28 protein-coding genes are annotated in these 23,506 nt (G+C 35.2%); 13 read left to right on the top strand and 15 right to left on the bottom strand.

The genetic code is table 11. The features are described from left to right. Positions 1-56: 56 nt before the first annotated feature. Positions 57-1,745, bottom strand: a complete 1,689-nt coding sequence (locus tag DK866_RS06960) for a YdgA family protein (RefSeq protein WP_109408303.1) — start codon at positions 1,743-1,745, stop codon at positions 57-59. 580 nt (positions 1,746-2,325) lie between these two features. Between DK866_RS06960 and fumC the strand changes: the two genes are divergently transcribed. Both fumC and DK866_RS06950 read left to right on the top strand, forming a co-directional pair. Further along, a complete protein-coding gene (gene fumC, locus DK866_RS06955) occupies positions 2,326-3,723 on the top strand; it encodes a class II fumarate hydratase (protein WP_100158199.1) in 1,398 nt (465 codons plus the stop codon). An 80-nt stretch (positions 3,724-3,803) separates the two neighbouring features. Continuing rightward, positions 3,804-4,160, top strand: coding sequence for a hypothetical protein (locus tag DK866_RS06950; RefSeq protein WP_162556989.1), 357 nt, complete (start codon positions 3,804-3,806; stop codon positions 4,158-4,160). Positions 4,161-4,172: 12 nt separating this feature from the next. Here the strand turns inward: DK866_RS06950 and tus are convergent, their stop codons facing one another. The 3 genes from tus to DK866_RS06940 all read right to left on the bottom strand — a co-directional run bounded on the left by tus (position 4,173) and on the right by DK866_RS06940 (position 6,843). Beyond that, on the bottom strand, positions 4,173-5,102 hold the full coding sequence (gene tus / locus DK866_RS06945) for a DNA replication terminus site-binding protein (RefSeq protein WP_109408301.1): 930 nt from the start codon (positions 5,100-5,102) through the stop codon (positions 4,173-4,175). Positions 5,103-5,308: 206 nt separating this feature from the next. Then, positions 5,309-5,449 carry a hypothetical protein gene (locus DK866_RS19915; RefSeq protein WP_167395475.1) on the bottom strand — a complete coding sequence of 47 codons (141 nt, stop codon included), beginning with the start codon at positions 5,447-5,449 and terminating at the stop codon, positions 5,309-5,311. Between the two features lie 110 nt (positions 5,450-5,559). Beyond that, positions 5,560-6,843, bottom strand: a complete 1,284-nt coding sequence (locus DK866_RS06940; RefSeq protein ID WP_109408300.1) for an MFS transporter — start codon at positions 6,841-6,843, stop codon at positions 5,560-5,562. A 125-nt stretch (positions 6,844-6,968) separates the two neighbouring features. Here DK866_RS06940 and DK866_RS06935 point away from each other — a divergent pair, with 125 nt between their 5' ends. The 4 genes from DK866_RS06935 to DK866_RS20255 all read left to right on the top strand — a co-directional run bounded on the left by DK866_RS06935 (position 6,969) and on the right by DK866_RS20255 (position 10,361). Further along, entirely contained in the window at positions 6,969-7,883 is a 915-nt protein-coding gene (locus DK866_RS06935; protein ID WP_109408299.1) for a LysR family transcriptional regulator, read from the top strand. A 129-nt stretch (positions 7,884-8,012) separates the two neighbouring features. Further along, entirely contained in the window at positions 8,013-9,224 is a 1,212-nt protein-coding gene (mlc, locus tag DK866_RS06930; RefSeq protein ID WP_109408298.1) for a sugar metabolism global transcriptional regulator Mlc, read from the top strand. Positions 9,225-9,420: 196 nt separating this feature from the next. Beyond that, complete coding sequence (gene bioD, locus DK866_RS06925) at positions 9,421-10,092, top strand: dethiobiotin synthase (protein ID WP_072068031.1); 672 nt, start codon at positions 9,421-9,423, stop codon at positions 10,090-10,092. A gap of 140 nt (positions 10,093-10,232) precedes the next feature. After that, positions 10,233-10,361, top strand: coding sequence for a hypothetical protein (locus DK866_RS20255; protein WP_279628999.1), 129 nt, complete (start codon positions 10,233-10,235; stop codon positions 10,359-10,361). Between the two features lie 24 nt (positions 10,362-10,385). Here the strand turns inward: DK866_RS20255 and DK866_RS06920 are convergent, their stop codons facing one another. The 4 genes from DK866_RS06920 to osmB form a co-directional block, all read right to left on the bottom strand. Beyond that, complete coding sequence (locus DK866_RS06920) at positions 10,386-10,622, bottom strand: DUF1161 domain-containing protein (protein WP_072068032.1); 237 nt, start codon at positions 10,620-10,622, stop codon at positions 10,386-10,388. A gap of 53 nt (positions 10,623-10,675) precedes the next feature. Continuing rightward, positions 10,676-11,032 carry a DUF1283 family protein gene (locus tag DK866_RS06915; RefSeq protein ID WP_109408297.1) on the bottom strand — a complete coding sequence of 119 codons (357 nt, stop codon included), beginning with the start codon at positions 11,030-11,032 and terminating at the stop codon, positions 10,676-10,678. Positions 11,033-11,132: 100 nt separating this feature from the next. Next, complete coding sequence (gene ydfG / locus DK866_RS06910) at positions 11,133-11,882, bottom strand: bifunctional NADP-dependent 3-hydroxy acid dehydrogenase/3-hydroxypropionate dehydrogenase YdfG (protein WP_109408296.1); 750 nt, start codon at positions 11,880-11,882, stop codon at positions 11,133-11,135. A gap of 532 nt (positions 11,883-12,414) precedes the next feature. Then, the gene (osmB, locus tag DK866_RS06900) at positions 12,415-12,636 is read right to left on the bottom strand and encodes an osmotically-inducible lipoprotein OsmB (protein WP_006536908.1); all 222 of its coding nucleotides are present in this window, start codon (positions 12,634-12,636) and stop codon (positions 12,415-12,417) included. A gap of 229 nt (positions 12,637-12,865) precedes the next feature. On the opposite strand from osmB, the gene tehA reads away from it, so the two are divergent. Continuing rightward, positions 12,866-13,852, top strand: coding sequence for a dicarboxylate transporter/tellurite-resistance protein TehA (gene tehA / locus DK866_RS06895; protein WP_109408294.1), 987 nt, complete (start codon positions 12,866-12,868; stop codon positions 13,850-13,852). Positions 13,853-13,957: 105 nt separating this feature from the next. Here the strand turns inward: tehA and DK866_RS06890 are convergent, their stop codons facing one another. Together DK866_RS06890 and DK866_RS06885 are read right to left on the bottom strand one after the other, a co-directional pair. After that, positions 13,958-14,251: a hypothetical protein gene (locus DK866_RS06890; protein ID WP_109408293.1), complete on the bottom strand. Its 294-nt coding sequence runs from the start codon at positions 14,249-14,251 to the stop codon at positions 13,958-13,960. Between the two features lie 151 nt (positions 14,252-14,402). Then, on the bottom strand, positions 14,403-14,906 hold the full coding sequence (locus tag DK866_RS06885) for an AAA family ATPase (protein ID WP_109408292.1): 504 nt from the start codon (positions 14,904-14,906) through the stop codon (positions 14,403-14,405). Positions 14,907-14,967: 61 nt separating this feature from the next. Here DK866_RS06885 and DK866_RS06880 point away from each other — a divergent pair, with 61 nt between their 5' ends. Both DK866_RS06880 and DK866_RS06875 read left to right on the top strand, forming a co-directional pair. Then, positions 14,968-15,270: a hypothetical protein gene (locus DK866_RS06880; RefSeq protein ID WP_109408291.1), complete on the top strand. Its 303-nt coding sequence runs from the start codon at positions 14,968-14,970 to the stop codon at positions 15,268-15,270. 97 nt (positions 15,271-15,367) lie between these two features. Further along, on the top strand, positions 15,368-15,622 hold the full coding sequence (locus tag DK866_RS06875; protein WP_109408290.1) for a hypothetical protein: 255 nt from the start codon (positions 15,368-15,370) through the stop codon (positions 15,620-15,622). A 103-nt stretch (positions 15,623-15,725) separates the two neighbouring features. Here the strand turns inward: DK866_RS06875 and DK866_RS20110 are convergent, their stop codons facing one another. From DK866_RS20110 to DK866_RS06860, 3 genes are all read right to left on the bottom strand, one after another. Further along, positions 15,726-16,148, bottom strand: a complete 423-nt coding sequence (locus DK866_RS20110; RefSeq protein WP_244179662.1) for a hypothetical protein — start codon at positions 16,146-16,148, stop codon at positions 15,726-15,728. Positions 16,149-16,324: 176 nt separating this feature from the next. Next, on the bottom strand, positions 16,325-17,488 hold the full coding sequence (gene dhaT / locus DK866_RS06865; RefSeq protein WP_088495650.1) for a 1,3-propanediol dehydrogenase: 1,164 nt from the start codon (positions 17,486-17,488) through the stop codon (positions 16,325-16,327). A 375-nt stretch (positions 17,489-17,863) separates the two neighbouring features. Further along, on the bottom strand, positions 17,864-18,985 hold the full coding sequence (locus DK866_RS06860; RefSeq protein WP_109408289.1) for a cupin domain-containing protein: 1,122 nt from the start codon (positions 18,983-18,985) through the stop codon (positions 17,864-17,866). 480 nt (positions 18,986-19,465) lie between these two features. On the opposite strand from DK866_RS06860, the gene DK866_RS06855 reads away from it, so the two are divergent. The 3 genes from DK866_RS06855 to DK866_RS06845 all read left to right on the top strand — a co-directional run bounded on the left by DK866_RS06855 (position 19,466) and on the right by DK866_RS06845 (position 20,887). After that, the gene (locus tag DK866_RS06855; protein WP_109408288.1) at positions 19,466-19,759 is read left to right on the top strand and encodes a hypothetical protein; all 294 of its coding nucleotides are present in this window, start codon (positions 19,466-19,468) and stop codon (positions 19,757-19,759) included. Between the two features lie 426 nt (positions 19,760-20,185). Continuing rightward, complete coding sequence (locus DK866_RS19805) at positions 20,186-20,356, top strand: hypothetical protein (RefSeq protein ID WP_162556988.1); 171 nt, start codon at positions 20,186-20,188, stop codon at positions 20,354-20,356. Between the two features lie 30 nt (positions 20,357-20,386). After that, complete coding sequence (locus DK866_RS06845; protein ID WP_109408286.1) at positions 20,387-20,887, top strand: hypothetical protein; 501 nt, start codon at positions 20,387-20,389, stop codon at positions 20,885-20,887. A 337-nt stretch (positions 20,888-21,224) separates the two neighbouring features. Here the strand turns inward: DK866_RS06845 and DK866_RS06840 are convergent, their stop codons facing one another. Continuing rightward, positions 21,225-21,581: a DUF4186 domain-containing protein gene (locus DK866_RS06840; protein ID WP_109408285.1), complete on the bottom strand. Its 357-nt coding sequence runs from the start codon at positions 21,579-21,581 to the stop codon at positions 21,225-21,227. A gap of 551 nt (positions 21,582-22,132) precedes the next feature. On the opposite strand from DK866_RS06840, the gene DK866_RS06835 reads away from it, so the two are divergent. Then, entirely contained in the window at positions 22,133-22,678 is a 546-nt protein-coding gene (locus DK866_RS06835; protein ID WP_162556987.1) for a toxin-antitoxin system YwqK family antitoxin, read from the top strand. A gap of 73 nt (positions 22,679-22,751) precedes the next feature. Here the strand turns inward: DK866_RS06835 and DK866_RS06830 are convergent, their stop codons facing one another. Next, entirely contained in the window at positions 22,752-23,456 is a 705-nt protein-coding gene (locus tag DK866_RS06830) for an ArsR/SmtB family transcription factor (protein ID WP_109408283.1), read from the bottom strand. Positions 23,457-23,506: the final 50 nt, after the last annotated feature.

Below are 23,506 nucleotides of genomic sequence, written 5' to 3'. Positions count from 1 at the left end.
TGTGTTTTGACAAATGGGGTGTTTCTATTTACTTATTTATTTTAACAGAAACTTAATTATTGTGCTGGTTGTTGCTCAGGAATTAAGATTTCTTGCTCTTCGATAATCGCTGGATCTTCAGTCATCTCTTCTTGATAACCTTCTTCTGAATAATCAGAATCATCGTAATCGTAAGATGATGCGCCCATGCCGAATAACATAGCAGCTAAACCTAACATTTGAGGAGCTTGAGTAACATCCATAAACTCATCAAAAGTATAGGTTTTACCATTCATGGTAAATTTATCAGCAGCATAGTTCAGTTTCAGGCTTAATGCTTTACCGTCTTGTGCAAGTAGCATCAGAGGTAATGCATCTTTCTCATCTTGAGAAATTTGATTGATATTTTGCTGTAATTCAGTTTTTAACTGTTCAATATCAGTCGCTGTTGCTGTTTCAATTTCTTTTTTCTCTTCATCTGTTAATGCTGTTTCTTGGTAACGAGCCGCATCAAGGTATTGAGTGGTGTTACGGAACTCAGCTAACATTGGAAGAGATAAATCAATATTGAAATCGATGTTTTTAAACAGATAGTTAAATAATTCTGCTGGTGATTTTTCTTGGCTTTCTAATACTTTAACGTTAAATGCATTTAAGTCTAAGTTAAAGTTTAGTTTACTTACACCGCTTTTATTGGTTAAAGACGCTTCATCAATACGGAAAATTAAGCCTTTCTCCAGTACATCACGAACGGCTTTTTCTACAATATCATCGTTGCCATAATGGTATTTATTCCAAGGTAATAACGAATTGTTATAAACTTTGGTTAACAGCAACATTGCATCAGTATCAGCTTTATCAATTGAATAGCCGAATTTACCTGCACCAAATTCAAGCCCTGCAACATTCAGTGACTTAAAGTAATAAGTTTGAGAAATGTTAAAGAGCTTATCTTTGATATCACTTTTGGTTGTCAGAGAAAAATCTTTCAGTGAAAAATCAGAGGCTTTGTCTTTACTGGTATGTGCAATTTCAGCAAAACTTAATAACTGTTCATTAAATAAATATTGATCGTTGTTAACTTTAGTTCCAGCAACAGAACCTGCAATATTTTTAATTGTGAAAGTTTCTTCGCCATCTTTAGTCACGACAACTTGATCACCTTTTACAGAGGTAGTGAAGTTGGTTGCGGTTTTATCTGATGAGAATTCAATTGTTAATGGTGTCGTTTTAACTGTGCCACCGTTTTCAGCGAAATCGATAGGATTTAGTTTAGCTTCACCTGATACTGCACCATCAAAAGCTAAAGATGTATGGATATCAAAAAGAGATTTATCTTTAGTCAGTTTGAATAATTCTTTAGTTGTATCATTGTTGACCAACGTATTATTCATGGCCGCTAATTTGGGCGCTAAATTAAATTTAGCCAAATCAGAAAGAGGGAATGGGCCGTGATCAATATCAGTAGTGAAAATAATTTCTTCTACTTTTTTATCCTGGTCTTCAACGACTTCACTAGCATCTTTTGAAATCACGACAGCAAAGTCTGCATTAGAGGTGAATACCCCTTTTTTATAGTCACGAATTTCAAGTTTAATATCAGCGCCAAATTGTGCATTTTTAGCAAGTTGCGCTAATTGGACATTAGCTAGTTTCGTTTCTTCCTGTAAGCGACTTTCAATTTTGCTGCCCATGTACCACGACGCACCAGTCCAAACAACACCTAGTGCGACGATAACACCAACAGCGACAAGCGATTTCTTCATAATTCTAGTCCATCCTCTGTGTACATCTGGCGATGTACGTTATAAAGGCTGTTTTGTAACCCTTAAACAACCCGATAAATTGGTGATAAATTTTACTAAATTTAAATATAGATAATCCACATATATACATCGCCACCTATATTAACTGTAAATATAGATTTAGTGGAATAAAATCGCAATCAGAACTTACTTAGTTACTCGCTAACATAATGAGTTTAAAGCAAAATGGATATGATTTATAAGATAATTCAAATAATCATTAAAACTCTCTTTTTTTACTCATTTTTCGATTTAGACAATATTTAATTGTGATGTGATTCTATTTATGATGAATAATAAAGGCTTATAATAAGTATGGATATAAATATGAAAGCTTAAATAATAACATTGGCAATAAAATAAGATTGCTAATCGTACTTTCCCCAAAAAATCAACAGATTTCATTCTGTTATAAATTTCATAAGCTCGCTTTAGCTCTCATATTTATTATTCTGTTTATGGCATGATACTGGTATCCGAGTTATTTACTAGAAAGTGATTCGGAATTAATCAATTATTCTGTGTACTTAAGGAGATTGAAATGGCAGCCACTCGCATTGAAAAAGACTCAATGGGACAAATCGAAGTACCAGCTGACCAGTTATGGGGAGCTCAAACGCAGCGTTCTCTTGAACACTTCCGTATTTCAGTTGAGAAAATGCCTGTTGCACTTATCCATGCGCTTGCTATCACAAAGAAAGCAGCCGCTGGTGTTAACATGGATTTAGGTTTATTACCAAAAGAGCGCGCTGATGCAATTATCGCAGCCGCAGATGAAGTGCTTGCAGGTAAACACCCAACTGAATTCCCATTAGCAATCTGGCAGACCGGTTCTGGCACTCAATCAAACATGAATATGAATGAAGTGTTAGCTAACCGTGGTAGTGAGATACTTGGTGGTATCCGTGGCATGGAGCGCAAAATCCATCCGAATGATGATGTTAATAAAAGTCAAAGTTCAAATGATGTGTTCCCAACTGCCATGCATGTCGCTGCTGTTATTGCATTACGTCAGGATTTATTGCCAGAATTAAAATCACTGCTGAAAGTATTCAAAGAGAAAGCAGAAGCTTTCCATGATATCGTTAAAATTGGTCGTACTCACCTGCAAGATGCGACACCACTGACATTAGGCCAAGAGATCTCTGGTTGGGCTGCTATGCTTGAGCACAGCATCAAACATATTGATGATTCTGTTCCTCATGTTTGCGAATTAGCGCTGGGTGGTACAGCCGTTGGAACAGGTTTAAATACTCATCCTGAATATGCTGTTCGTGTGGCTAAACGTATCGCTGAATTATCAGGTCAACCATTTGTCACTGCGCCTAATAAATTTGAAGCCTTAGCAACTTGTGATGCATTAGTTCATTCACATGGTGCATTAAAAGGCCTGGCTTCTTCATTAATGAAGATTGCTAATGACGTGCGTTGGTTAGCATCAGGCCCTCGTTGTGGTATTGGCGAAATTGCTATTCCAGAAAATGAGCCAGGTAGTTCCATCATGCCAGGTAAAGTTAACCCAACACAGTGTGAAGCATTAACAATGTTATGTGCTCAAGTAATGGGTAATGACGTTGCTATTAATATTGGTGGTGCGTCAGGTAACTTTGAATTGAACGTTTATCGTCCAATGATCATTGATAACTTCTTACAATCAGTTCGTTTACTAGCTGATGGTATGCGTAGCTTCAATGAGCACTGTGCAATTGGTATTGAACCAAATCGTGAGCGTATCAATAAATTACTGCATGAATCATTAATGCTAGTAACTGCATTAAATACGCATATTGGCTACGATAAAGCAGCTGAAATTGCGAAAAAAGCGCATAAAGAAGGCTTAACGCTGAAAGAATCTGCGCTGAAACTAAACTACCTCACATCGGAAGAATTTGATAGCTGGGTTCGTCCAGAAGATATGGTTGGTAGCATGAAAAAATAAGTGTCTATAACACTTATTTAATGCAGAAATTAAATCCCGCTATCATGGCGGGATTTTTAGATCGTTTTGGGACGACAATAATGAATGAAGAAATTATTTTTACTGCAACCGAAGTAAATTGTTACGTTGAAGATGATGTTACTATTATTGGAATAGGGGATGATCCTGTTTCACCTGAGCACTTTGTCATTCTTTCAAGATTTGATGAGGAAGAAGAAGATATTGATAATTCCATCGGTTTAATGACGCATTTATCTGATATAGAAGCCATTAATAGCCTTGAACATATTACATTAACACGAGAGAAAATTATTTTTGTATTAAAAAATAATCTCATGATCTCTATTGATTTGAAAATTGAAGATAATCAATTTGCTCATATTAATGATTATCTCATACAAATTCTTAAAGGAAGTTCAATTAAGCTCATTAATTAACTTTTTAATTGATTATATTTCAAGATATAAATGCATTCTTGGAATAATCAGTTGTAGTTTCTTAGCTTTAGGGCGATGGCGAATTTGAATGTTATCGGCGTCATAATCAGGTAGTTCGCCAATAATCGGTTTAAAATCGCTCTCTTTATCAATATAGAAAGCCAACAAAGGCAATGGGCAAGCATATTGTACTTGTTTTTGAAGCTCCGAGTACCAAACACGAGCAATAGGTTGTACTTTTACAGGGCGCTTTATTTTTAATTTTGCATTTTCAGGTAATTGAGAAAGGGTGATTATCTCTTTATCAATACGTTCTGCCCATTGTTCACTGGTATATGGCGGAACTGCACGATTGGCTTCACGACTTTTTTCTAATTGAGCCAGTACGTCATTGCGCGTTAAATTTTTAATAATATTTTTATTTGCCCAACCAAAACGTACAGTATCAGGATCAGACAACAAGGTGAGGGTGCGATAAGCATTTAGCGTAATTAAGCCTTTTAACTGATTATGAACAAAATCAAAACGTTCTTCTTTAGAAATTCCAGATTTTTTAGTCACGATATCAGAAAGCTGTTTTTTTAATGAGTTAATGCGTTCAACGTCTTCTTTTACTGACTTAAATTCATTGTTACTGGTATTAAAGCAAAGCACACCAGGTAAACGAATAGCACGCTTACTGCTGATATGCGGTGCATTATCATAAATAAATAGGTTGGCCATTAGTTTTAAGGCAAGTTCACGGGCCTCTTCATCATAACTAGGTGACACCGTCACGTGCATAACATCATCATGTTCTTCTTCTTTCGTTACATCGGGTAATTCAAAAACAGCGGAAGGCAATAATGTTAGTTTTTGTAGCTTTTCTGTCAGAGTATTTATCTCGTTCTCTAACTGCTTAAAACAGAGATTAAATTGTTCAATTAAATCATATTTGCTCATCTTAATATCCTTATTTAGTTACAACATACAATTAGCCTTTATTTAAAACAATACATTAACTTCAGTGGAAAGTACATCGCTTAGTAGAGAGGAATGCCAAAAACACGATATACTGTTTATTTATACAGTATATCGTGAAAAGGGCATATTGGGATGATATTTTTCCTAAAAAGGGGGTGTTTGATGGTTTTTAAATCAAAATCGGTCTATTTTTTACTCTGTTGTACCAATGGATCATGAGTAACATCACAATCTGGTTTTGTTGGTGGGCAGTGTTCTGTAAATGCACTCGTAAGAGATGTAAAAAAGAGAAATAACAGAGTAACGGATAGTTTTATAATTGGCATAATCGTTGTTCCTTCTTAAAGATTAAGTTTATACCTTAAGAAAGGAGTGCAAAATCGACAACATTAAACCGTATTAATCCGCTTTTGCACTTTATTCATTATCAATGAATTTACTGAGCAACTTTGTTTAAGTGTAATGCTATTAATAAGGCAATTAACATTAAAAGGGCTATAAATAATCCTACACCCAACCAACCGAAACTCACCCAGAATAACCCTCCTAGAGTACCTGCAAGGCTAGAGCCCGCATAGTAAGTAAAAAGATAAAGTGAAGAGGCTTGAGCTCGTCCTCGTTTTGCACGGCGACCAACCCAACTACTTGCGACTGCATGTGCAGCAAAGAAACCTGTTGTTAAGATAAGCATACCGATGAAGATAATTGGCAATGATTCAATTAAGGTAATCAATATACCTAGTAACATCATAGAGATACCCGCAATAAATACTTTGCCTAAACCATATTTAGTGGTTAGTAATCCCGCTTTTGATGCACTATAAGTGCCACTTAAATAGACAATGGAAATCAACCCCACAGTTGTTTGGCTTAATGAATAGGGGGCATCTAATAAACGATAGCCAATGTAGTTAAATAAAGTGACAAATCCGCCCATTAATAAACCACCTTCAATAAATAACAGAGGTAATCCTTTATCTCTAAAATGCAATTTTGTGGTAATAAGGAGGTTGCGCGGTTTTAATGTGGTAGGTCTAAAGTGCTTTGAAGCAGGTAATATCTTCCAAAAAGTAATCGCAGCAAAAAGGGCAAAAATACCGAGAATAACGACAGATAAACGCCAAGAGTAATAATCACTTAATACCCCAGTAATAACACGACCACTCATCCCACCAATAGAGTTACCACTAATATATAACCCCATTGATAGAGCTAAGTAGGCAGGGTGGATCTCTTCGCTTAAATAAGTCATTGCCACCGCAGCAACGCCACTTAATGAAAGTCCCACTAAGGCGCGAGTAATTAAGATGCCTGTCCAACTATTCATTGTTGCACTTAATAATGTAAAAAATGCAGCGCAAAATAATGCAATGACCATGACATTTTTACGCCCAAAAGCGTCTGAAAGTGGACCAGTGATTAATAAACCACATGCCATTAATGCGGTTGAAAGTGAGAGCGCTAGACTACTGGTTGCTGGACTAACAGAAAATTCGTTAGATAACACTGGCAATATGGGTTGTACAAAATAGAGTAAGGCAAATGTCGCTAAACCCACCATAAAAAATGACACTGTCACTTTTATATACAGTGCATCATCACGTTGAATATAGTGTTTAGGGTTAGATTGGCGATGAGCTGGCTTTTCTATACATGATGTATTGTCTGAAATATCAGTGCCTAAGCTCATACTTTTACTGTCTATTTCGTGAGTATCCATATTGATTAAACTTCCATTACTTAAATTTGATTTATGTCAATGTTAGAAATATTTGATTTTTTTGTCTAATATATTAATCATTAGAAATAAGACTTTTAAAGTATCAATGCTAAAGTGAGAGAAATATGAATATTGAATTGAGGCATTTACGTTATTTTATTGCTGTAGCGGAAGAGCTTCATTTTGGCAAAGCAGCAGAAAGATTAAATATTTCTCAACCACCGCTGAGCCAACAAATACAAGCACTTGAAAGTGAAATAGGGGCCAGGCTTTTAGAACGAACTAATCGTTCTGTAGCACTAACACCAGCAGGGCAAATGTTTTTAAAAGAGTCTTACCAAATTATGGCGCAGGTCAACGCAGCTACAACACGTGCAGCTAGAATGGAAAAAGGTGAGTTAGGTGAAATATCTATAGGTTTTACATCAACGACACCTTTTATGCATTTAGTAACGTTGAGTTTAAGGCAATTTAGAGAAAATTATCCTGAAGTTGGTATTCATATGCATCAAATGAATACAAAGCAACAAATATCACCATTGCTTACAGGGCGTATTGATCTGGGTATCATGCGAAACACGACGTTACCCGAAAATTTACACCACCAGCTATTGTTTCGAGAGCCTTTTATTTTGGCTGTTTATGAAGGGCATCCATTACTTGCTTACAAAGAAACAGGCGTTAATATTCAAGATATTGGGCAGTATCCTTTTGTTTTCTTTGAAAGAGATGTTGGTACAGCCCTTTATGATGAAATTATTCAATTACTAAGTTTGTCAGGAATTACGCCAACTATTGCACAAGAAGCCGGTGAAGCTATGACGATTTTAGGATTAGTTGCTGCAGGACTAGGCATCTCAATTGTGACTAAATCTTTTACTCGAATGAAAGTCGATGGTGTGCATTATTTACACTTCGCTAATTCACAAGCATTTTCTGAAGTTTGGTTAGTTTCTCATAAAAAACGCACAATACCCGCGGCAGCAAATCGATTAACGCAATTGTTGTTAAAAAATATCTTAGAACACCAAAAATATTGATTTATCTGTGTTTTTGATCACGCTTTTTATGTAAGTATTGTACAATTATCACAAATTGACGACATAATCGGTAATGAATTATTTGGAGCCTCGAATTAATTATGGCTTCTTAATTAAGGATGACATTCAATGGGGAACCAACCTAGCCATATCGATCACGTGAAACAGTTTAACCTTGGCACCGTCTTTCGTTTGATTGATGAACATGGCCCCATTTCCCGTATTTCACTGTCAAAAAAAGCAGAACTGGCTCCTGCGAGTATTACCAAAATTACGCGGGAATTAGTTGAAGCTCATCTTATTCATGAAACAGAGTTTCCGGATGTGGGGTTTCGTGGCCGACCAGCGGTCGGATTAAAATTAGAAAGCCAAGGGTGGCAATTTCTCTGTATCCGAGTCAATAAAGGTAATTTACTTTTTAGTTTAAGAGAGCTAGACAGTAAACTTGTTACTGAAGACACGTTTGATTTTCCTAAAGAGAACAGTGATAACTTTCTTACTCATTTTTTACTTGCTATTGATAAATTTTTCGAACGCTATCAATCACATGTTGAAAGGTTGACGGCCATCAGTATTACTATGAATGCGATTATTGATCCCATTAGTGGGGTTATTCATAGTTCTCCTTATTATGATATTAAAGATGTTCCTCTTGCTGATAAAATTCATGAAAAAACAGGCGTTTCTGTTTTCTTACAGCATAGTGTCACGGCCTGGACAATGGCTGAATCTTTATATGGTGCGGCAAAAAACAATTCAGATATTTTGCAAATTGTCATTGATGACATTGTTGGTGCCGGAGTGATTAGTAATGGGAGGACATTACATTCTCACAGTCACAGTGCGGTTGAAATTGGGCATACTAAAGTCATCGACTCTGAAAATAGCTGTTATTGTGGGGCGAAGGGATGTTTAGAAACCGAAATTGCTATTCCTCAATTAATTAAAAAAGCTCAATTATTGGCACAAGAAAATCCCACCTCGTTGCTAAACAAATATCCTATTACCATTGAAACATTGTGTGATGCAATATTAGTTGGAGATAAACAAGCCCTTGAAGTCGTGCATTTAGTTGCGCAGCGATTAGGTTTTATTCTTTCTGTGATGATTAATATCTTTAATCCACAAAAAATATTAATTGGTTCGCCACTTTGTCGAGCTAAATCTATTCTTTTTCCATTGATTTTAAGTCATGTTCAAAATCAGTCCATGCCTCGTTACGCCCAATCATTAATTATTGAAGAAACAGAATTAAGAAATAAAGGTACTTTACCTGCGGCCTCATTGGTTAAAGAAGCTCTGTACAACGGTTCTTTGTTAATTGAGTTGATGCAAGGCTAAATGAAGTGCAAAAAATCGTAACAGAAGTGTTTTGCAAGCGTAAATACCTCAATTGATCATTAACGAATTCTCTATTTTCGACCAATTAACTAAAAAATTGAGCTACCTCAAGCCACCAGAAACAGTGTTACCCTAAACTCTAATCTCTGTCATTTTTTATGAACCTGATTTATCTGTCATAACGGAAGTAAATTATATGTTAACACGCTTTTTTGTTACGGGGACAGATACCAACGTGGGTAAAACTGTTGTAACCCGAGCACTTCTTCAGTCATTAAATCGTGGCGGGTCAACGGCAGTGGGTTATAAGCCTATTGCAACAGAATTACATGAAACGGCTGATGGTGAGCGTAATCGTGATGCAATGATTATTCATAATTCATCGCCAGTTGAAGTTCGCTATGACGAAATTAATCCTATTTTGCTTGATAATTGTTATGTTAGCGAAAATGAAATTGATTTTAATAAAATTTCAAATGAGCTCGATAATTTAAGTAAAAAAGCAGAGTGTGTTGTTATCGAAGGTAATGGCGGTTGGCGTTATCTACTCGATGATAATACCTTTTATTCTGATTGGGTGGTAAAAGAACAAATTCCAGTTGTTTTGGTTGTTGGTATTCAACCAGGCTGTGTTAATCACTCAATATTAACAGCACAATCTATTATCAACGATGGTTTGAAATTAGTCGGTTGGGTTGCTAACAGAATAAATCCAGGATTACCTTATTATGCGAAAATTGTGGAAAGGCTGTCTCAGCATATTCCTGCGCCACTAATTGGTGAAATCCCGTATTTATTGCGTCCTGAAGAACGTGATCTCTCTTGTTACCTTGATTTAAGTCAGTTGGAAATCGCTGTACCTGCTTAAGAGAGAATATAAATAAGTAACGAAGTGGATTGAGTTGCCTGTTTTTTAACGGAGCCAAACTTGTTACTTTTAAACGCCTGATGAGTAAATTCATTGGGTGTTTTTGTTTTTTCTGAACTTTGCTTAAAACTGGAATAATGATGAAAAAAAACGACAAAGTTAAAGCAAATATGGAAAAACAAAATAAATATAATGACTTTAAATCAGTAGGATACTCATTTATATTGAATGATAAAGAAAAGGGCGCTAATAATTGCGCCCTTTTTTAATTACAAGTTTTTATCAGCAGTACATTAATGGCGAGTATAGATGATCTTCTTAGTGTCATTCTCGCAAGTGCCTACCACTTTACCTTCTGTTTGTGCAACTTGGTCGTTTTCAACGACAGTTAAAGTAAAGTTAGCTGCGGGCACACCGTTATTAACGATTTTTTGTTGAATAGATTCAACGACTTCATCACAACCTGCATTTGCTGCTAAAGGGGCAAATGCTACGAGGGTTGCCATTACTGCAAAGATATATTTTTTCATATTACATTCTCCTTGTTTTACAACGCAAAACATCACTGTTTTACACGATTTTCTTATGGATTAACAGGGCGCCCAGTATTACTGTCTAAACAACGGCGGGTCTCAGGCTCCCAATAAGCGTAGACATTTGCACTTTTCAGACAAGCATCTCGCTCATCAATGGCTTTATCTACTTTATTAAATTCAATTTTTTCTCGCTGATTGACTTGAGTCCGAAGCTCACGCTTTTGATCCCAGTCTTCTTTCAGTTGTCGAGCTTGTTCTTTATCTAAGACATTGTCATAGCCATTACCATTAATGGTTACATTGGTAGAGGCGGCAATAGAAGAAAAAGAAGACACAGATAAACCAAGAAATAAGGAGAACAATACGGTTCTTACCGTTGGTTTCTTAGTTAGTGTATTGATCATAGTTGCTATCCTCTAAAGTTATGTCGCTATTACTGTCAATGACTATTATATCTTAATAATTATAGCTGATGCCTTAATAAAAAATGAGTTTTCAGTGCGTTTAGTTTTGACGATGAACACTTAACCCGGCAAATGATTGGCTAACGGGCATCATTTCTAAGGTATTAATATTAACATGGGCAGGTAATGTTGCTGTCCAATACACGGCTTCTGCAACATCTTCTGGGGTTAACGCGTTTGCATTTGCATACGTCTGTTCAACTTTATCACTATCACCTTTAAAACGAACTAATGAGAACTCGGTACCACCAACAAGGCCAGGTTCAATATCGGTAACACGTACTTTTTTACCTTGCAGATCAGCGCGTAACCCTAAGCTAAATTGTTTAACAAAAGCTTTAGTTGCACCATAAACATTACCTCCCATATAAGGCCAGGATGCAGCGGTTGAGCTAATGTTAATGATATGGCCTTTGTTTCTTTCCACCATCAAAGGAAGAATGGCACGAGTAACATGAACAAGACCTTTATTATTCGTCTCGATCATCGTATCCCAATCATCGAGACTAGCTTTATCTGCGGTGTTTAAGCCTAATGCTAAACCAGCGTTATTCACTAACACATCGATTTCGCGCCATTTTTCAGGTAATTGAGTGTAAACCTCACTAACGGCTTTTTTATCTGTAACATCTAACTGTAATGGATAAAATTGCTCACCTAATTCTTTATGTAAGTTGTTAAGCTTATCTAAACGGCGAGCAGTACCAATAACTTTGTGTCCATGGCTGATAAAATGACGAGCAATGGCTTCACCAAAGCCAGCAGAAGCACCCGTGATAAAAATAATCATTTAATTACCCTCGATAGTTATAATAATTGAAAGTAAAAGGCTATCACTAAAAAGAGTCAAGTTTAAAAGTAAGGATTGTGATAAATCAGCCTAAAAACAAGGTTCTTTTATGATGTGAAAGATTTTTATCTTTAATAGTAACTTGTATTTTTGTTTTTAACTGACAGAACAAGAGGTGTTTATTTAGTCAATTTTTGATTAAAAATAAGGGAGACAAAGAGAATGCCTTGCATCACGGCAAAACAAATAAACTAAGTAAAAATAGGGCAATAATAATAATGATACTGCCAATTACGGCAATTACCAAGGTGGGTGATAAAAGAAAACAGAAGTAACACAAAATAAGGGTCACTACGATATGAATCAAATCACTAAACGACTTATATAAAACGACGGCAGTTTTTTTTAATTGAAAGAGAAACGATTTATTCATATCACACCAAAATAAATGCAGATTATCTTATTGTGACTCGTTGCTAGACTGAGCCGAAATAATGAAGACCCAGTCTAGCAGAGAATAAGGATAGAAAGGTTATTTTTTACCAACTTGATGGCCAATAACGCCACCTAAAACACCACCGCCAATAGTACCCAATGCACTACCGTCAGTTAAAATAGCGCCACCAATAGCACCTGCACCGGCTCCAATTGCTGTATTACGGTCGCGTTTTGTCATGCTGGAACAGCCAGCAAGAGAAAAAAGTAGAACAGAAGCGACACACAGTGTTCCAATCTTTTTTAGCGTGATATTCATTTTTATAAACTCCAAAATAAAGGACAATATAAAAATATCGTTATCGTATTCATACAAGCATCAGAATATTCGGGAACATAAGGAGGGAATAGTCTTAAAATGAGTTGTTATTGATAACACATATTTTAAATGCATTTTATAAAAATAAATTTTATTATCTCTATTATTATTTGATGTTCAGAATAAAGCATCAATGTATTATGTCATTTACATGAGTTAACGTAACAATATGATATTGATAAATAAATTAAAAACACTCTCTTCACAGTTTGCATCGGGCTATTTTGGTGTTGTATTAGGGATGATTGGTACGGGAATGGCATGGCGCTATGCAGCTAAAGAGCATGATTATCCAGCTTATATTGGTGAAATATTTATTGGTGTGGGTTGCTTGGTTTGGTTAATGCTTACGTTATTTTTGCTTAGTAAATGGCTATTTCATCGACAAGCAATTCTTAATGAAATTAAACATCCGGTTGCCAGTGGATTTACTAGTTTATTTCCTGCAACGACAGTCTTAGTCTCGATAGGACTAAGCCCATATTTACCTTTATTTTCTTTGATACTGTTTAGCATCGGAGCAATTGCCCAGCTTGGGTATTCCAGTTGGTTGATTGGTTATCAATGGAAGGGTGAATATCCTAAAATGGCGACCACACCAGTGTTATATTTACCAACTGTCGCTAATAACTTTATCTGTGCCATGGCATGTGGTGCATTTGGTTTTAATGATTTGGGTATTTTATTTTTTGGGGCTGGCGTATTTTCGTGGTTAAGTTTAGAACCTTCTATTTTAAAAAGAATACGTAGTGAAGGATTAATGGATGAAAAATCACGGCTATCATTTGGTATTCAATTAGCACCCGCTTTGGTTGCCTGTAGTGCTTATTTGGCTATCAACGACAACCATATCGATTTCTTCGCAAAAATGTTATTAGGTTATGGGTTATTACAACTCTTATTTATGATGAGATTAATTCCTTGGTTTGTGAAACAACCGTTTTCATTACCATTTTGGAGTTTTTCTTTTGGTGTTTCAGCATTAGCAAAAGCCTCATTAAATATGAGCATGACATCTAATAGTCATTTTATGCAGTTATTATCAATGGCTTTATTTGTTTTTGCTAATGCCATTATTTTATTACTTATTTTTCATTCATTATTATGGTTTTTTAAAGGATTGAAACAATTATATAGCCCTTCTAAAGTGGTATGAATATCACTCAAAAAAGGAGAAGAGCCTAAGTAAAAAATTAGGCTCTTTTTGTTTAATACAGGGAATAATCAAAAAAATAAGTTAGAAATCTAATATTATCATGTATTAAATTCTAATAGGCTTCCTGCTTAAAATAGCGACAGTATTACCGATAAACATGGCAGAGTAATATAAAGGAACATAAATCAAACCTAACGCAACCATCATAATACCAATCGATAACATTAATGCCACTGTGGGATCTGGTGATGTTAATTCTAAAAACCCTTTATCTAATCCAGTTAAAAATACTTTTTCTTGTAATCTTGCATATAACCATGAAGCACCTACAAGAACAGAGCCAAACCAAAAATTTAACCAACATAATGCAGAAGTAAAAGGCATCATATTACTTTTCATTATTTATTTTCCTTGTCAAATAAAGCACACAATGAGTAATGATATTTTTATAAAGATAAAATTTTAAATTATAGCGATAAATTGAAATAGATAAATACACATATAGGTAAATAACTCATTAATATTTAAAAAATGTGACATTATTAATTATCTATTTATTTTTAAATTTCTTGTTAAATATTTCTACGCATAAAGAAATATCATTAATAACAATCACTTTTGAAGATAATTCAGGGTGGTTATTAAAGAAAGCATCTAAACGTTTATCATATTGCTTTGAAAAGCAAAGAAGTTCCCACGTATTCACTAATGTTTCTTTAGGTAATTGGCGCTTAATTCTATTAATAAATAAACGCTTTATTAAGTAATTAACACGCTTCCAATAAGGAATGTCTATTCTAAAAATAACAGTGCAGTCATTAAGAAAGGGTAATAAACGTTTGTCGTAAGCACCTTCAACGACCCATTTATCTGTTTCTCTAATAGCATTTACTTGAGATGTTATAAAACTCTCACTATTTTTATGGAATTCATCTCCAGTCATATCCCAATAAATGGCATCAAACGGATATACAGGTAAAGATAATGCAATAGCGAGTTCTTTAGATAGCGTTGTTTTCCCTGCGCCAGAAGGGCCCATAATGCAAATCTTCATTTCTTTTTCAATAAGTTGCTTTAAGATAAGAAGAGTATAAGGGAAAATAGGGCTAATAACGATGAAAAGAAAACTAATTAAAAGAAATAAACGTTGGTTGATGGAAAAATATCACCTTTCGCAACAACTATTTGCACCACTAACAGTTATTTTAAAAGAAAGTGAATTAGAGTCACAAGTAAATCGATATTATCGCTTATGGCGACGCGGTTTAATTAAAGAAGATTGGCGCCATGCCACTTTTGAGGCTGGTGTTGTGACGGTGCCTCAATGTAGACATGATGGACGCGTGATTTATCACGATAAAATTTATAACAAAGAGTTAGTGCCCTTAGAATACCAAGATCAATGGAAAGCATTTTGAAATTTATAAAGCCAGTAGAGTCAGAATAAAGCTAATTTATTGTTGATTATTAATGACTTAAAAAATAAAAGGGTAAAAAGATAGGTTTAGGTTAGATATGGATAAAATAAAACAGCAATACCACCAGCAACAGCAAGCTCTCGTTGATGACATACAAAAAGGCGTTGCTTTAAATCGAGATTTACTAGTATTAAGGGAATTACTTTTATCCTATAAATACAATGGAATGACTCAAGATATAATGCGAGATTGTTTAAATCAATTACGAGTTATTGAGGATGAAGACACTATTTTAGATTTACTTGATTTTGTCGAAGGTTTTTGTTCCTTAGATTGGAAAATATATCCCTGAAAACTGAAAATATCTGTAGTATTTCTTTTCTTTTTTTATTGTTTACCTCATATCATCTATTTTTATCAGAACATAATTTTAGTAAATGTATGAGTTGCTATAATTAGATGTGATTTTTTGAATTATATTTTTTGATCTGATAAATAAAATAGCCTATTGCCAATGGAATAATAAATGGAATAATTAGGATAATGTAAAATATTATCCCACCTCTAGCACCTGAGTTATTAATATATTTATTAAAGGTATATTTTGAAAAATAGTGGAGCAGTATATTATCACTGCATCTTTTAGCAAATGGAAATAACGGAGTACAAAGGCAAGCATAAACAATCATTAAAATAAATTTATCTCCATGATCACTTAATGCATAAATCAAAGGGATAAAAATAAAAAGGCTAAGGAGTAGTTTTCCTAAAAAATCCCAACTTTTAACAAAAAGACGAATAGGGTGATTTTTTCTTTTTATCAATATGTTATGACGTGTTATTTTTTCTTTGGTATAATTTTTACCACTTCTACTCATTGAATTTCCCTGTAAAAGAAAATAAAACAGTCGTTAATTTATCTCTTATTATAAACATAATATACATATATTTTTATATATTAATGAGTTAAATATACAGGCTAGTAGAAACAGATAAAACATCATTAAAAAACCCGCCAACAGAAAACATAGCTGACGGGTATTTTTCAGAAAAATTAGAATGCTTGACGGAAAATCTCAATGATCTCTTTTTCATTACCTTTACGAGGATTAGAGAATGCATTACCGTCTTTAAGTGCCATTTCTGCCATATATGGAAAATCAGACTCTTTCACACCTAATTCACCTAAATGTTGCGGAATACCAATATCCGCAGATAGGCGAGCGATAGCTGCAATAGCGCGTTCTGCCGCATCCATCACTGATAACCCTGTGATATTCTCACCCATAAATTCAGCAATATCAGCAAATTTTTCTGGATTAGCAATCAGGTTATAACGCAGTACATGTGGTAATAGTACCGCATTAGCCACGCCATGAGGCATATCATATAAACCACCTAATTGGTGAGCCATTGCATGAACGTAACCAAGGTTAGCGTTATTAAATGCCATTCCTGCTAAAAGTGAAGCATAAGCCATATTTTCACGGGCTTTTAGGTTTGTCCCCAAGGCTACGGCTTGACGCAAGTTACGAGAAATTAAACGTATTGCTTGAATAGCTGAAGCGTCAGTGACGGGGTTAGCATCTTTAGAAATATAAGCTTCAACTGCGTGAGTTAACGCATCCATACCAGTTGCGGCAGTCAGTCCTGCTGGTTTACCAATCATTAACAGAGGATCGTTAATGGAAACGGAAGGGAGGTTACGCCAGCTCACAATAACGAATTTGACTTTAGTTTTTGTGTTGGTCAGAACACAGTGGCGGGTGACTTCACTGGCTGTACCCGCAGTAGTATTTACGGCAATAATAGGTGGCAGTGGATTTGTTAGTGTTTCAATACCTGCATAATTGTAAAGATCACCTTCATGAGTAGCTGCAATACCGATACCTTTACCACAGTCATGTGGACTACCACCACCTACTGTAATTATCATGTCACATTGTTCTTTACGGAACATTGCAAGACCTTCAAGCACATTAGTGTCTTTTGGGTTAGGCTCTGTGCCATCAAATACGACAACATCAATACCCGCTTCTTTTAGATAACCAATAGTTTTATCTACGGCACCATCTTTTATTGCTCGTAGGCCTTTATCCGTTACTAGTAGGGCTTTTTTACCTCCCAATAATTTGCAACGTTCGCCAACAACAGAGATAGCACCAGGACCAAAAAAGTTAACATTCGGTACCAAGTAATCAAACATACGATAGCTCATGATAAACCTTCCAATATCAGATTATTATTCAGATAAATTAAAGTATTAGTGCATTCTCACCTCATTGTTTGTTAAGTCAAGAGAGGTAGCTCATCAATGAGGTGAATCGATTCGTTTAACTTTGGTTGGTTTGATATAAGTCAACAGGATATGCTTTCTTTGAGGAGAAGTGATCCATTTAATCTCTGCTAGAGCTTCTAAATATCTTGGCAAAAAAAGGAATATAAGAAGCAATATTAGGAACTTTAAGCTAAAACCAAATAGCTTAAGGTATAAGGTATAAGGTATAAGGTATAAGGTAAAAGGAATGCGTAGGCGATAAAATAAAACACCCGCAAGCAGGTGTTTTATTATGTTATATGTGGTAAGCGTTGTTTATTCGTCGAAGTACCAATATCCTTGATTGATAAATTCGGTTAATTCTGCAACGAAGGCTGGAACCATCAATGCTTCACCGAGTTCATCTGCTCCAACTTCCGTAAATTGACACAGCGCATCTGCACCTTTTGTTTCTTTGGTAGCCCAATCTTCTGTATTCACAAAGAAATTATCTTCGATACGTAGGACGCGCAGCCCGCTTAGTCGGATCAATTTTTCACCATCATTCAGCGCGCTTAATACTTCTTCTGGCTGATATGGTGGTTCTGCAGGGGCAATGTCCAGCTCATGGCGTGGTGTGGTAGCAAAACGACCTAACCATTGTTCAAAATCACCAGGTTTATTGATCATCTCAATCATCATGGCGCGTAGGCGTTCAACTTCGTGAGCTTCCATTCTTCCTGCATTGTCGCGTACTGTCAGATTAGGATCGCTATAATTTATTCCACCTAGATCTTGTTCCAGTGCGTAGTCTGCAAAACTACTCAGTAAATCACGGCCATTGGGTCCGCGAAAGCCGACAGAATAGTTCATGGTATCTTCGAAAGTGAAGCCATCATGAGGGAATCCAGGTGGAATATACAGAATATCTCCCGGTGCCATTTCTACATCAATAATTGGCTCAAATGGATCAACATGCAGTAATGCAGGATGAGGGCAGAACTGGCGCATTGGTAGGGCATCACCTACACGCCAGCGACGACGACCCATTCCTTGAATGATAAAAACATCATAGTTATCAATATGTGGTCCGACACCACCTCCGGGTACTGAATAGGAGATCATTAGATCATCAAGACGCCATTCTGGCAACACACGGAATGGTTTCACCAACTCAGCTGACGGCATATGCCAATGGTTGACCGCCTGTACCAGTAGTGACCATCCTTTTTCGCCTAATTCGCTGTAATCTTCAAATGGACCATGGCTTGCCTGCCATTTGTTGTCCGCGAGGCTGACAAGACGACTGTCAACTTCTTGCTCCATTGCCAAACCGGCTAATTCATCTGGAGTGATAGGATCGACAAAATTAGGAAATGCATTTTTCAGTACAACAGGTTTCTTTTGCCAGTATTTTTCTAAAAATTCAGGCCAATTAAGATTCAGTTTGTTAACCATGTGACCACATCTGTGTAAAGGAATAAGCTGGTAATTATAGAAGTAATGCGTGGTCATATTTTTGTTTGGCATCAAATGCCAGTCAATAACACTTATCAGAATAAGATCAGCGATGGGAGTTTGATATGGAAAATGGTAATTGAGAGGGAGATTGGGTAGGGGATTTTACTTCTCTCGCAGAGATTTTAATGCTTATCTATATAATTAATAACTATCATATTTAATACCATATCAATAATAAAATAATGGCATAGGTGCTCCCTATAGTGAGCTAAATAATATAGTACTCACTATAGTGAGTTAAGTTAATGAATTAAAAAGAAAAAACTTAAAAACTCCATTGACAGTAAGATTTTTTATGTTATAACTTTAGTCACTTTAGTGAACATTTCGTGCCATCATTCTCTCAATCAAATAATAGGAATATTTTATTGGTTGGTAAATTAATGCAACCCGATAATTTATATTAAAGAGGTAATTATGAAACTTAAATTGATTGTATTTAGTGGGCTAATAATTACGAGTTCAGTTGCACTCTCTGAGCCATTAAAGCTTGATAAGGACATTCTTACAGAAAAAGCCGCGTTTTCTTTAGGAGTAAATAAAAGTATGGTGATTATTAAAGAGTCAGATAGAACACCTGAGAAATTAACTGAATATTTCAATGCAATCTATAAAAATAAAGTTTATCAATGCTATGTGGGCTATGTAAACGATGACATTATATCAGATGCAGTTTGTCGTCCTACAGATGGTTCTGATTTACCTAAATAAAGCAGTTAATTCAGCCTAAGTGCTGGAAATTTCTATGATATATAACACTATGTTACAAAAAGGTTTTGAGCCATTCCGGTAGAATGTAATTTATCGGAATGGCGAGGGCTAGTCTTTACACATAGAGTGCATTATGTGAATCAGTCTATTCACTAAATATTAATTCAACAATATTGATTGTCTGCTCTATTTGTTCACTCTCAGGTATTTGTTATTTGCTCGACAGTAAACATTCCTAAACATAAAAGCAACGTTTTAGTGTGATATTGAAACATAGTGGCATCGACAGAAAATTATCAATGGTGAAGTGATTTACGCAGTATTGAAGTGATAAACGATCATAAATTTATTGAACACACAAAAGATGGTTATTTGACCATATTTACGGTAACAGCCCAAGAGCCATATCAACGATGGGAATTTGATATGGAAAATGAAAACATCAAAGGTCATCATTGGATTGGTGTTTTTACTTCTGATAATGGAATTGCTGAAATAGATTTTACTGAAGTCGTGATGATATCTAAAAAGGTTTTATTAAAACCTTTTGAGGTGCAGCAGCTTACTGTCACCGGAATATACAACAAACATCAATGACCTTCCTATTGCTAAATTATAAGGATAATCATGAGATTAACTAAATTTCCTATCCAACTATTGGGCCAGGTATGCCATGTAACAACGTACAGCCGATTTGAAACTATTAAGAATGTCGGTTTCATTAAGGTCAATCCAGACATACCTGATCAAGATAGAACTAGTAATGGTAAGAAGGATAATTATCCGATTGTTAGAACGATCAATGGAATTAGTGTTTTTGATTTTAGGTTTGTTACTGAAAGATTTTTAAATAATAGAAATCACCGAAATAAGTGGAATTGGGTATTTAATTGGGGGTGTTTCGGACATGAAGATCTTGTATGGATATCTATCAACATTGAAGACTTTAAGGAATGCTTTTTGTCAGTTGAAGAAGTCACAAAAAAAGGAGTGGAGGGCCGTAGGAATTTTATACCTAAATTGGAAGGGGCAATTCTTTCTGATATCCCACTCCGTTCATTTAATTCGATTTTAGTATATTCACGTAAAGATGATAAGTGGTTGGACGACATTAAAATAATTGATTAAATTTGATCTTGGTATCAGTATGGGCTAATGACTCATAAATTTGATTGATAGCACAACTAGACTTCATTGAGGTAAATGGCTGATTTCTTTAATTACCAACTAGCATTGGCGAATAAGCCTTAAGTTAAGAATGAACCAACATAATCAACCAGACCAAAACAGAGATTTAAGTGCCTATCCGTATTTAGATACCAAGGTTCGCATAATGTATATTATGTTAAATAGAATATAATAACCAATAACTTCATGAGATGGGTCCTTTCAAGGATTTAGCTTTTAAAGCCCTCTTGCCTCAGATACGTGTTAAGAAACGTATTATCTAACTCTATTGATTAATTTAAGAATTCATTTGATTAACTAGCCAACGATGAATTATTTGAACAATATATGTTTGCTCTTCTTCCGTTAATTGACGATGTTTTTCTATACCATGCCAGGTTTTTAAACATCCTCGACAACAAGTCGCCGTGGCATGCTGAGCAATAAACACAGGATGTCCTCGCATTGGAGTTTGCTTACCATCATTTTTGGGTTCTTCAGCAGCTAAGCGTTTTTGAATAAAATCTAAAGCGTGTTGATCAATGGTATCAGGGCCTTTATCAATACAGTATTGTCGCTCTTTTGGCCCTAATTTAAACTTTTGTCGAAAAGTTGATTTGGATAATCTGTTAAATAAAAGATCTACATTATTCATTAAATTTTCCACCTAAAACAATGATCGTACGCTTATAGTACATAGCTTACAATCACATATGTTTTAGTTTATTACCCAAACACATTGATGGTAAATAAAATTACTAAATGTGGTTATCTCCTATCACCATGAAGAGAATAAAACGCTTCATTGGATAAGTACCCTTACCTGTTCACTCATCATATATTTCTGACAAAGTCATCAAAGTAATAGTTGTAGCGTCGAATAATAGATTGTTCAGCACAAACATATTGGGTGATATTTTTATGATTTATCATAACTAATCATTAAAGGAATAAGTTTCATAACTATATTATAAACATAAAAATAAAGAATATTTATTTAAGTGTGAGCCTGTTATCAACTTACTAGTCGGATTTGTTTAATTCTATTGTTAATGACCTAAAAATCACAAAAAAACACGCTAGTGTCAGTTATTTCCTATATTCAATTCAATTACCCTACTTTACGCTGATACATATATTTAATGTGAAAATAAATATTTATAAACGGAAATTAATTATTTTTATTTATATTGTGCGAGGATGAATATGAGAATTGTACTTGCTTTGATCTTGAGTTCAACACTCTTGCTCTCTGGTTGTTCTGCCTTCCTTTTTAGCTTAGGTAGTAATCCAGAAATGTCACTGAGTAATGTAAAATTGATGGAAAATACCACTAAACTAAAAGTGCCAGCTATACCGCCAGGAACAAAAGATGGTGAATATTTACGTTATTATCCAGGTGGGCAATTAAAATATAAGTCATGGGTAACTAAAGGTTGTTATGACCGTTACGTTAATGCTTATTATGAAAATGGTAAACTACAAATGGTCATACCATTGAAAAATTGTGAAGTTAATGGTGTGGTAAAAAGTTATCAGACTAATGGTAACATATACAGTGAAATCGCTATGCGTAATGGCTTACCTCATGGTGCTTTTAAATATTATCATAACACACCTAAAAATAACGTTAATTTGCAGGGATATATGGAGAACAGAGCTCTTATTGGCGTCATTACTCAATATGATGAAAACGGAAAAGTTATTAACAAAGGTCAGGTGTTAGATGGTAAGGTTAAAATCTTAAAATAATCTAATTTAATTAAGCTACCGGCTTTTTATTATTAGTGAAAGCCGGTTTTTTGTTTTATAACTCAAATTCGCGTTATTCCTTTTTTATATTAAAGTAGAACATCAACGCTTTATAACCTTTCTCGCTGATAGTCACTTCTCTATATCCTTGATGTCGTGTTAACCACGCTTGCGCTTCTGCATAATGAAGAAAAGCAGTACCAATTTTCCCACCCAAATGAAAACGACGTTCACTCCAATCCAAACATGGACAGCAAATATTGTGTGAATGCTTTTCTTGAAATTCAATACCCATATTTTTAAATCGCTCAATACCTAGCGTTGTAATAGCACGGCCGTCTTCTGTTATCCATTTTTGCTGGCAAAGAGAATCATAAATATTAACGGCCACTTCACCTGCTAAATGATTATAACAAGTTCTTGCTTTTCTTAGATTCTTCGGCGTTGTGATTTTTGCTTGTGAAATATGGTCAGTTGAAAAGCTCATTAATTTTTCAATAACTTTTGCAATTTCATCGTTAGCTAATCGGAAATAACGATATTTACCTTGGGATATTACAGAAATTAGACCACTATTCAGTAATTTTGATAAATGGCTACTGGCTGTAGAAGCAGAAATATCAGCCACAACACCCAACTCAGTAGCTGTCCACGCCCTTCCATCCATCAATGCACAAAGTATTTTGACTCTAGAAATATCAGATATCGCTGCACCAACAGTAGCTATTGCGGATTCTACCGTGTGCTGATATTCCGATTTTATCTCAGATTTAGCCATTTAAAATTTGAGCCTTTTAGTAGCATGTCATGAATGGTGTAATAACGTTA

This window comes from Proteus genomosp. 4 str. ATCC 51469, assembly GCF_003144375.1.
Classification (GTDB): domain Bacteria; phylum Pseudomonadota; class Gammaproteobacteria; order Enterobacterales; family Enterobacteriaceae; genus Proteus.
This window is presented reverse-complemented; position numbering and strand designations above follow the sequence as displayed.

Bases quoted from the DNA above. Each gene is read 5' to 3' on its own strand.
- DK866_RS06880 (WP_109408291.1), top strand. From the start codon at position 14,968: ATGAAAAGAAAACTAATTAAAAGAAATAAACGTTGGTTGATGGAAAAA.
- DK866_RS06835 (WP_162556987.1), top strand. From the start codon at position 22,133: ATGAGAATTGTACTTGCTTTGATCTTGAGTTCAACACTCTTGCTCTCT.
- fumC (WP_100158199.1), top strand. From the start codon at position 2,326: ATGGCAGCCACTCGCATTGAAAAAGACTCAATGGGACAAATCGAAGTA.
- mlc (WP_109408298.1), top strand. From the start codon at position 8,013: ATGGGGAACCAACCTAGCCATATCGATCACGTGAAACAGTTTAACCTT.
- DK866_RS06920 (WP_072068032.1), bottom strand. From the start codon at position 10,622: ATGAAAAAATATATCTTTGCAGTAATGGCAACCCTCGTAGCATTTGCC.
- DK866_RS20255 (WP_279628999.1), top strand. From the start codon at position 10,233: ATGAAAAAAAACGACAAAGTTAAAGCAAATATGGAAAAACAAAATAAA.
- ydfG (WP_109408296.1), bottom strand. From the start codon at position 11,882: ATGATTATTTTTATCACGGGTGCTTCTGCTGGCTTTGGTGAAGCCATT.
- DK866_RS06840 (WP_109408285.1), bottom strand. From the start codon at position 21,581: ATGAATAATGTAGATCTTTTATTTAACAGATTATCCAAATCAACTTTT.
- dhaT (WP_088495650.1), bottom strand. From the start codon at position 17,488: ATGAGCTATCGTATGTTTGATTACTTGGTACCGAATGTTAACTTTTTT.
- DK866_RS06830 (WP_109408283.1), bottom strand. From the start codon at position 23,456: ATGGCTAAATCTGAGATAAAATCGGAATATCAGCACACGGTAGAATCC.
- DK866_RS06960 (WP_109408303.1), bottom strand. From the start codon at position 1,745: ATGAAGAAATCGCTTGTCGCTGTTGGTGTTATCGTCGCACTAGGTGTT.
- DK866_RS19805 (WP_162556988.1), top strand. From the start codon at position 20,186: ATGGAAAATGAAAACATCAAAGGTCATCATTGGATTGGTGTTTTTACT.
- osmB (WP_006536908.1), bottom strand. From the start codon at position 12,636: ATGAATATCACGCTAAAAAAGATTGGAACACTGTGTGTCGCTTCTGTT.
- tehA (WP_109408294.1), top strand. From the start codon at position 12,866: ATGATATTGATAAATAAATTAAAAACACTCTCTTCACAGTTTGCATCG.
- DK866_RS20110 (WP_244179662.1), bottom strand. From the start codon at position 16,148: ATGAGTAGAAGTGGTAAAAATTATACCAAAGAAAAAATAACACGTCAT.
- DK866_RS06890 (WP_109408293.1), bottom strand. From the start codon at position 14,251: ATGAAAAGTAATATGATGCCTTTTACTTCTGCATTATGTTGGTTAAAT.
- DK866_RS06845 (WP_109408286.1), top strand. From the start codon at position 20,387: ATGAGATTAACTAAATTTCCTATCCAACTATTGGGCCAGGTATGCCAT.
- DK866_RS06950 (WP_162556989.1), top strand. From the start codon at position 3,804: ATGAATGAAGAAATTATTTTTACTGCAACCGAAGTAAATTGTTACGTT.
- DK866_RS06935 (WP_109408299.1), top strand. From the start codon at position 6,969: ATGAATATTGAATTGAGGCATTTACGTTATTTTATTGCTGTAGCGGAA.
- DK866_RS06940 (WP_109408300.1), bottom strand. From the start codon at position 6,843: ATGGATACTCACGAAATAGACAGTAAAAGTATGAGCTTAGGCACTGAT.
- DK866_RS19915 (WP_167395475.1), bottom strand. From the start codon at position 5,449: ATGCCAATTATAAAACTATCCGTTACTCTGTTATTTCTCTTTTTTACA.
- DK866_RS06875 (WP_109408290.1), top strand. From the start codon at position 15,368: ATGGATAAAATAAAACAGCAATACCACCAGCAACAGCAAGCTCTCGTT.
- DK866_RS06855 (WP_109408288.1), top strand. From the start codon at position 19,466: ATGAAACTTAAATTGATTGTATTTAGTGGGCTAATAATTACGAGTTCA.
- DK866_RS06860 (WP_109408289.1), bottom strand. From the start codon at position 18,985: ATGGTTAACAAACTGAATCTTAATTGGCCTGAATTTTTAGAAAAATAC.
- DK866_RS06915 (WP_109408297.1), bottom strand. From the start codon at position 11,032: ATGATCAATACACTAACTAAGAAACCAACGGTAAGAACCGTATTGTTC.
- tus (WP_109408301.1), bottom strand. From the start codon at position 5,102: ATGAGCAAATATGATTTAATTGAACAATTTAATCTCTGTTTTAAGCAG.
- DK866_RS06885 (WP_109408292.1), bottom strand. From the start codon at position 14,906: ATGAAGATTTGCATTATGGGCCCTTCTGGCGCAGGGAAAACAACGCTA.
- bioD (WP_072068031.1), top strand. From the start codon at position 9,421: ATGTTAACACGCTTTTTTGTTACGGGGACAGATACCAACGTGGGTAAA.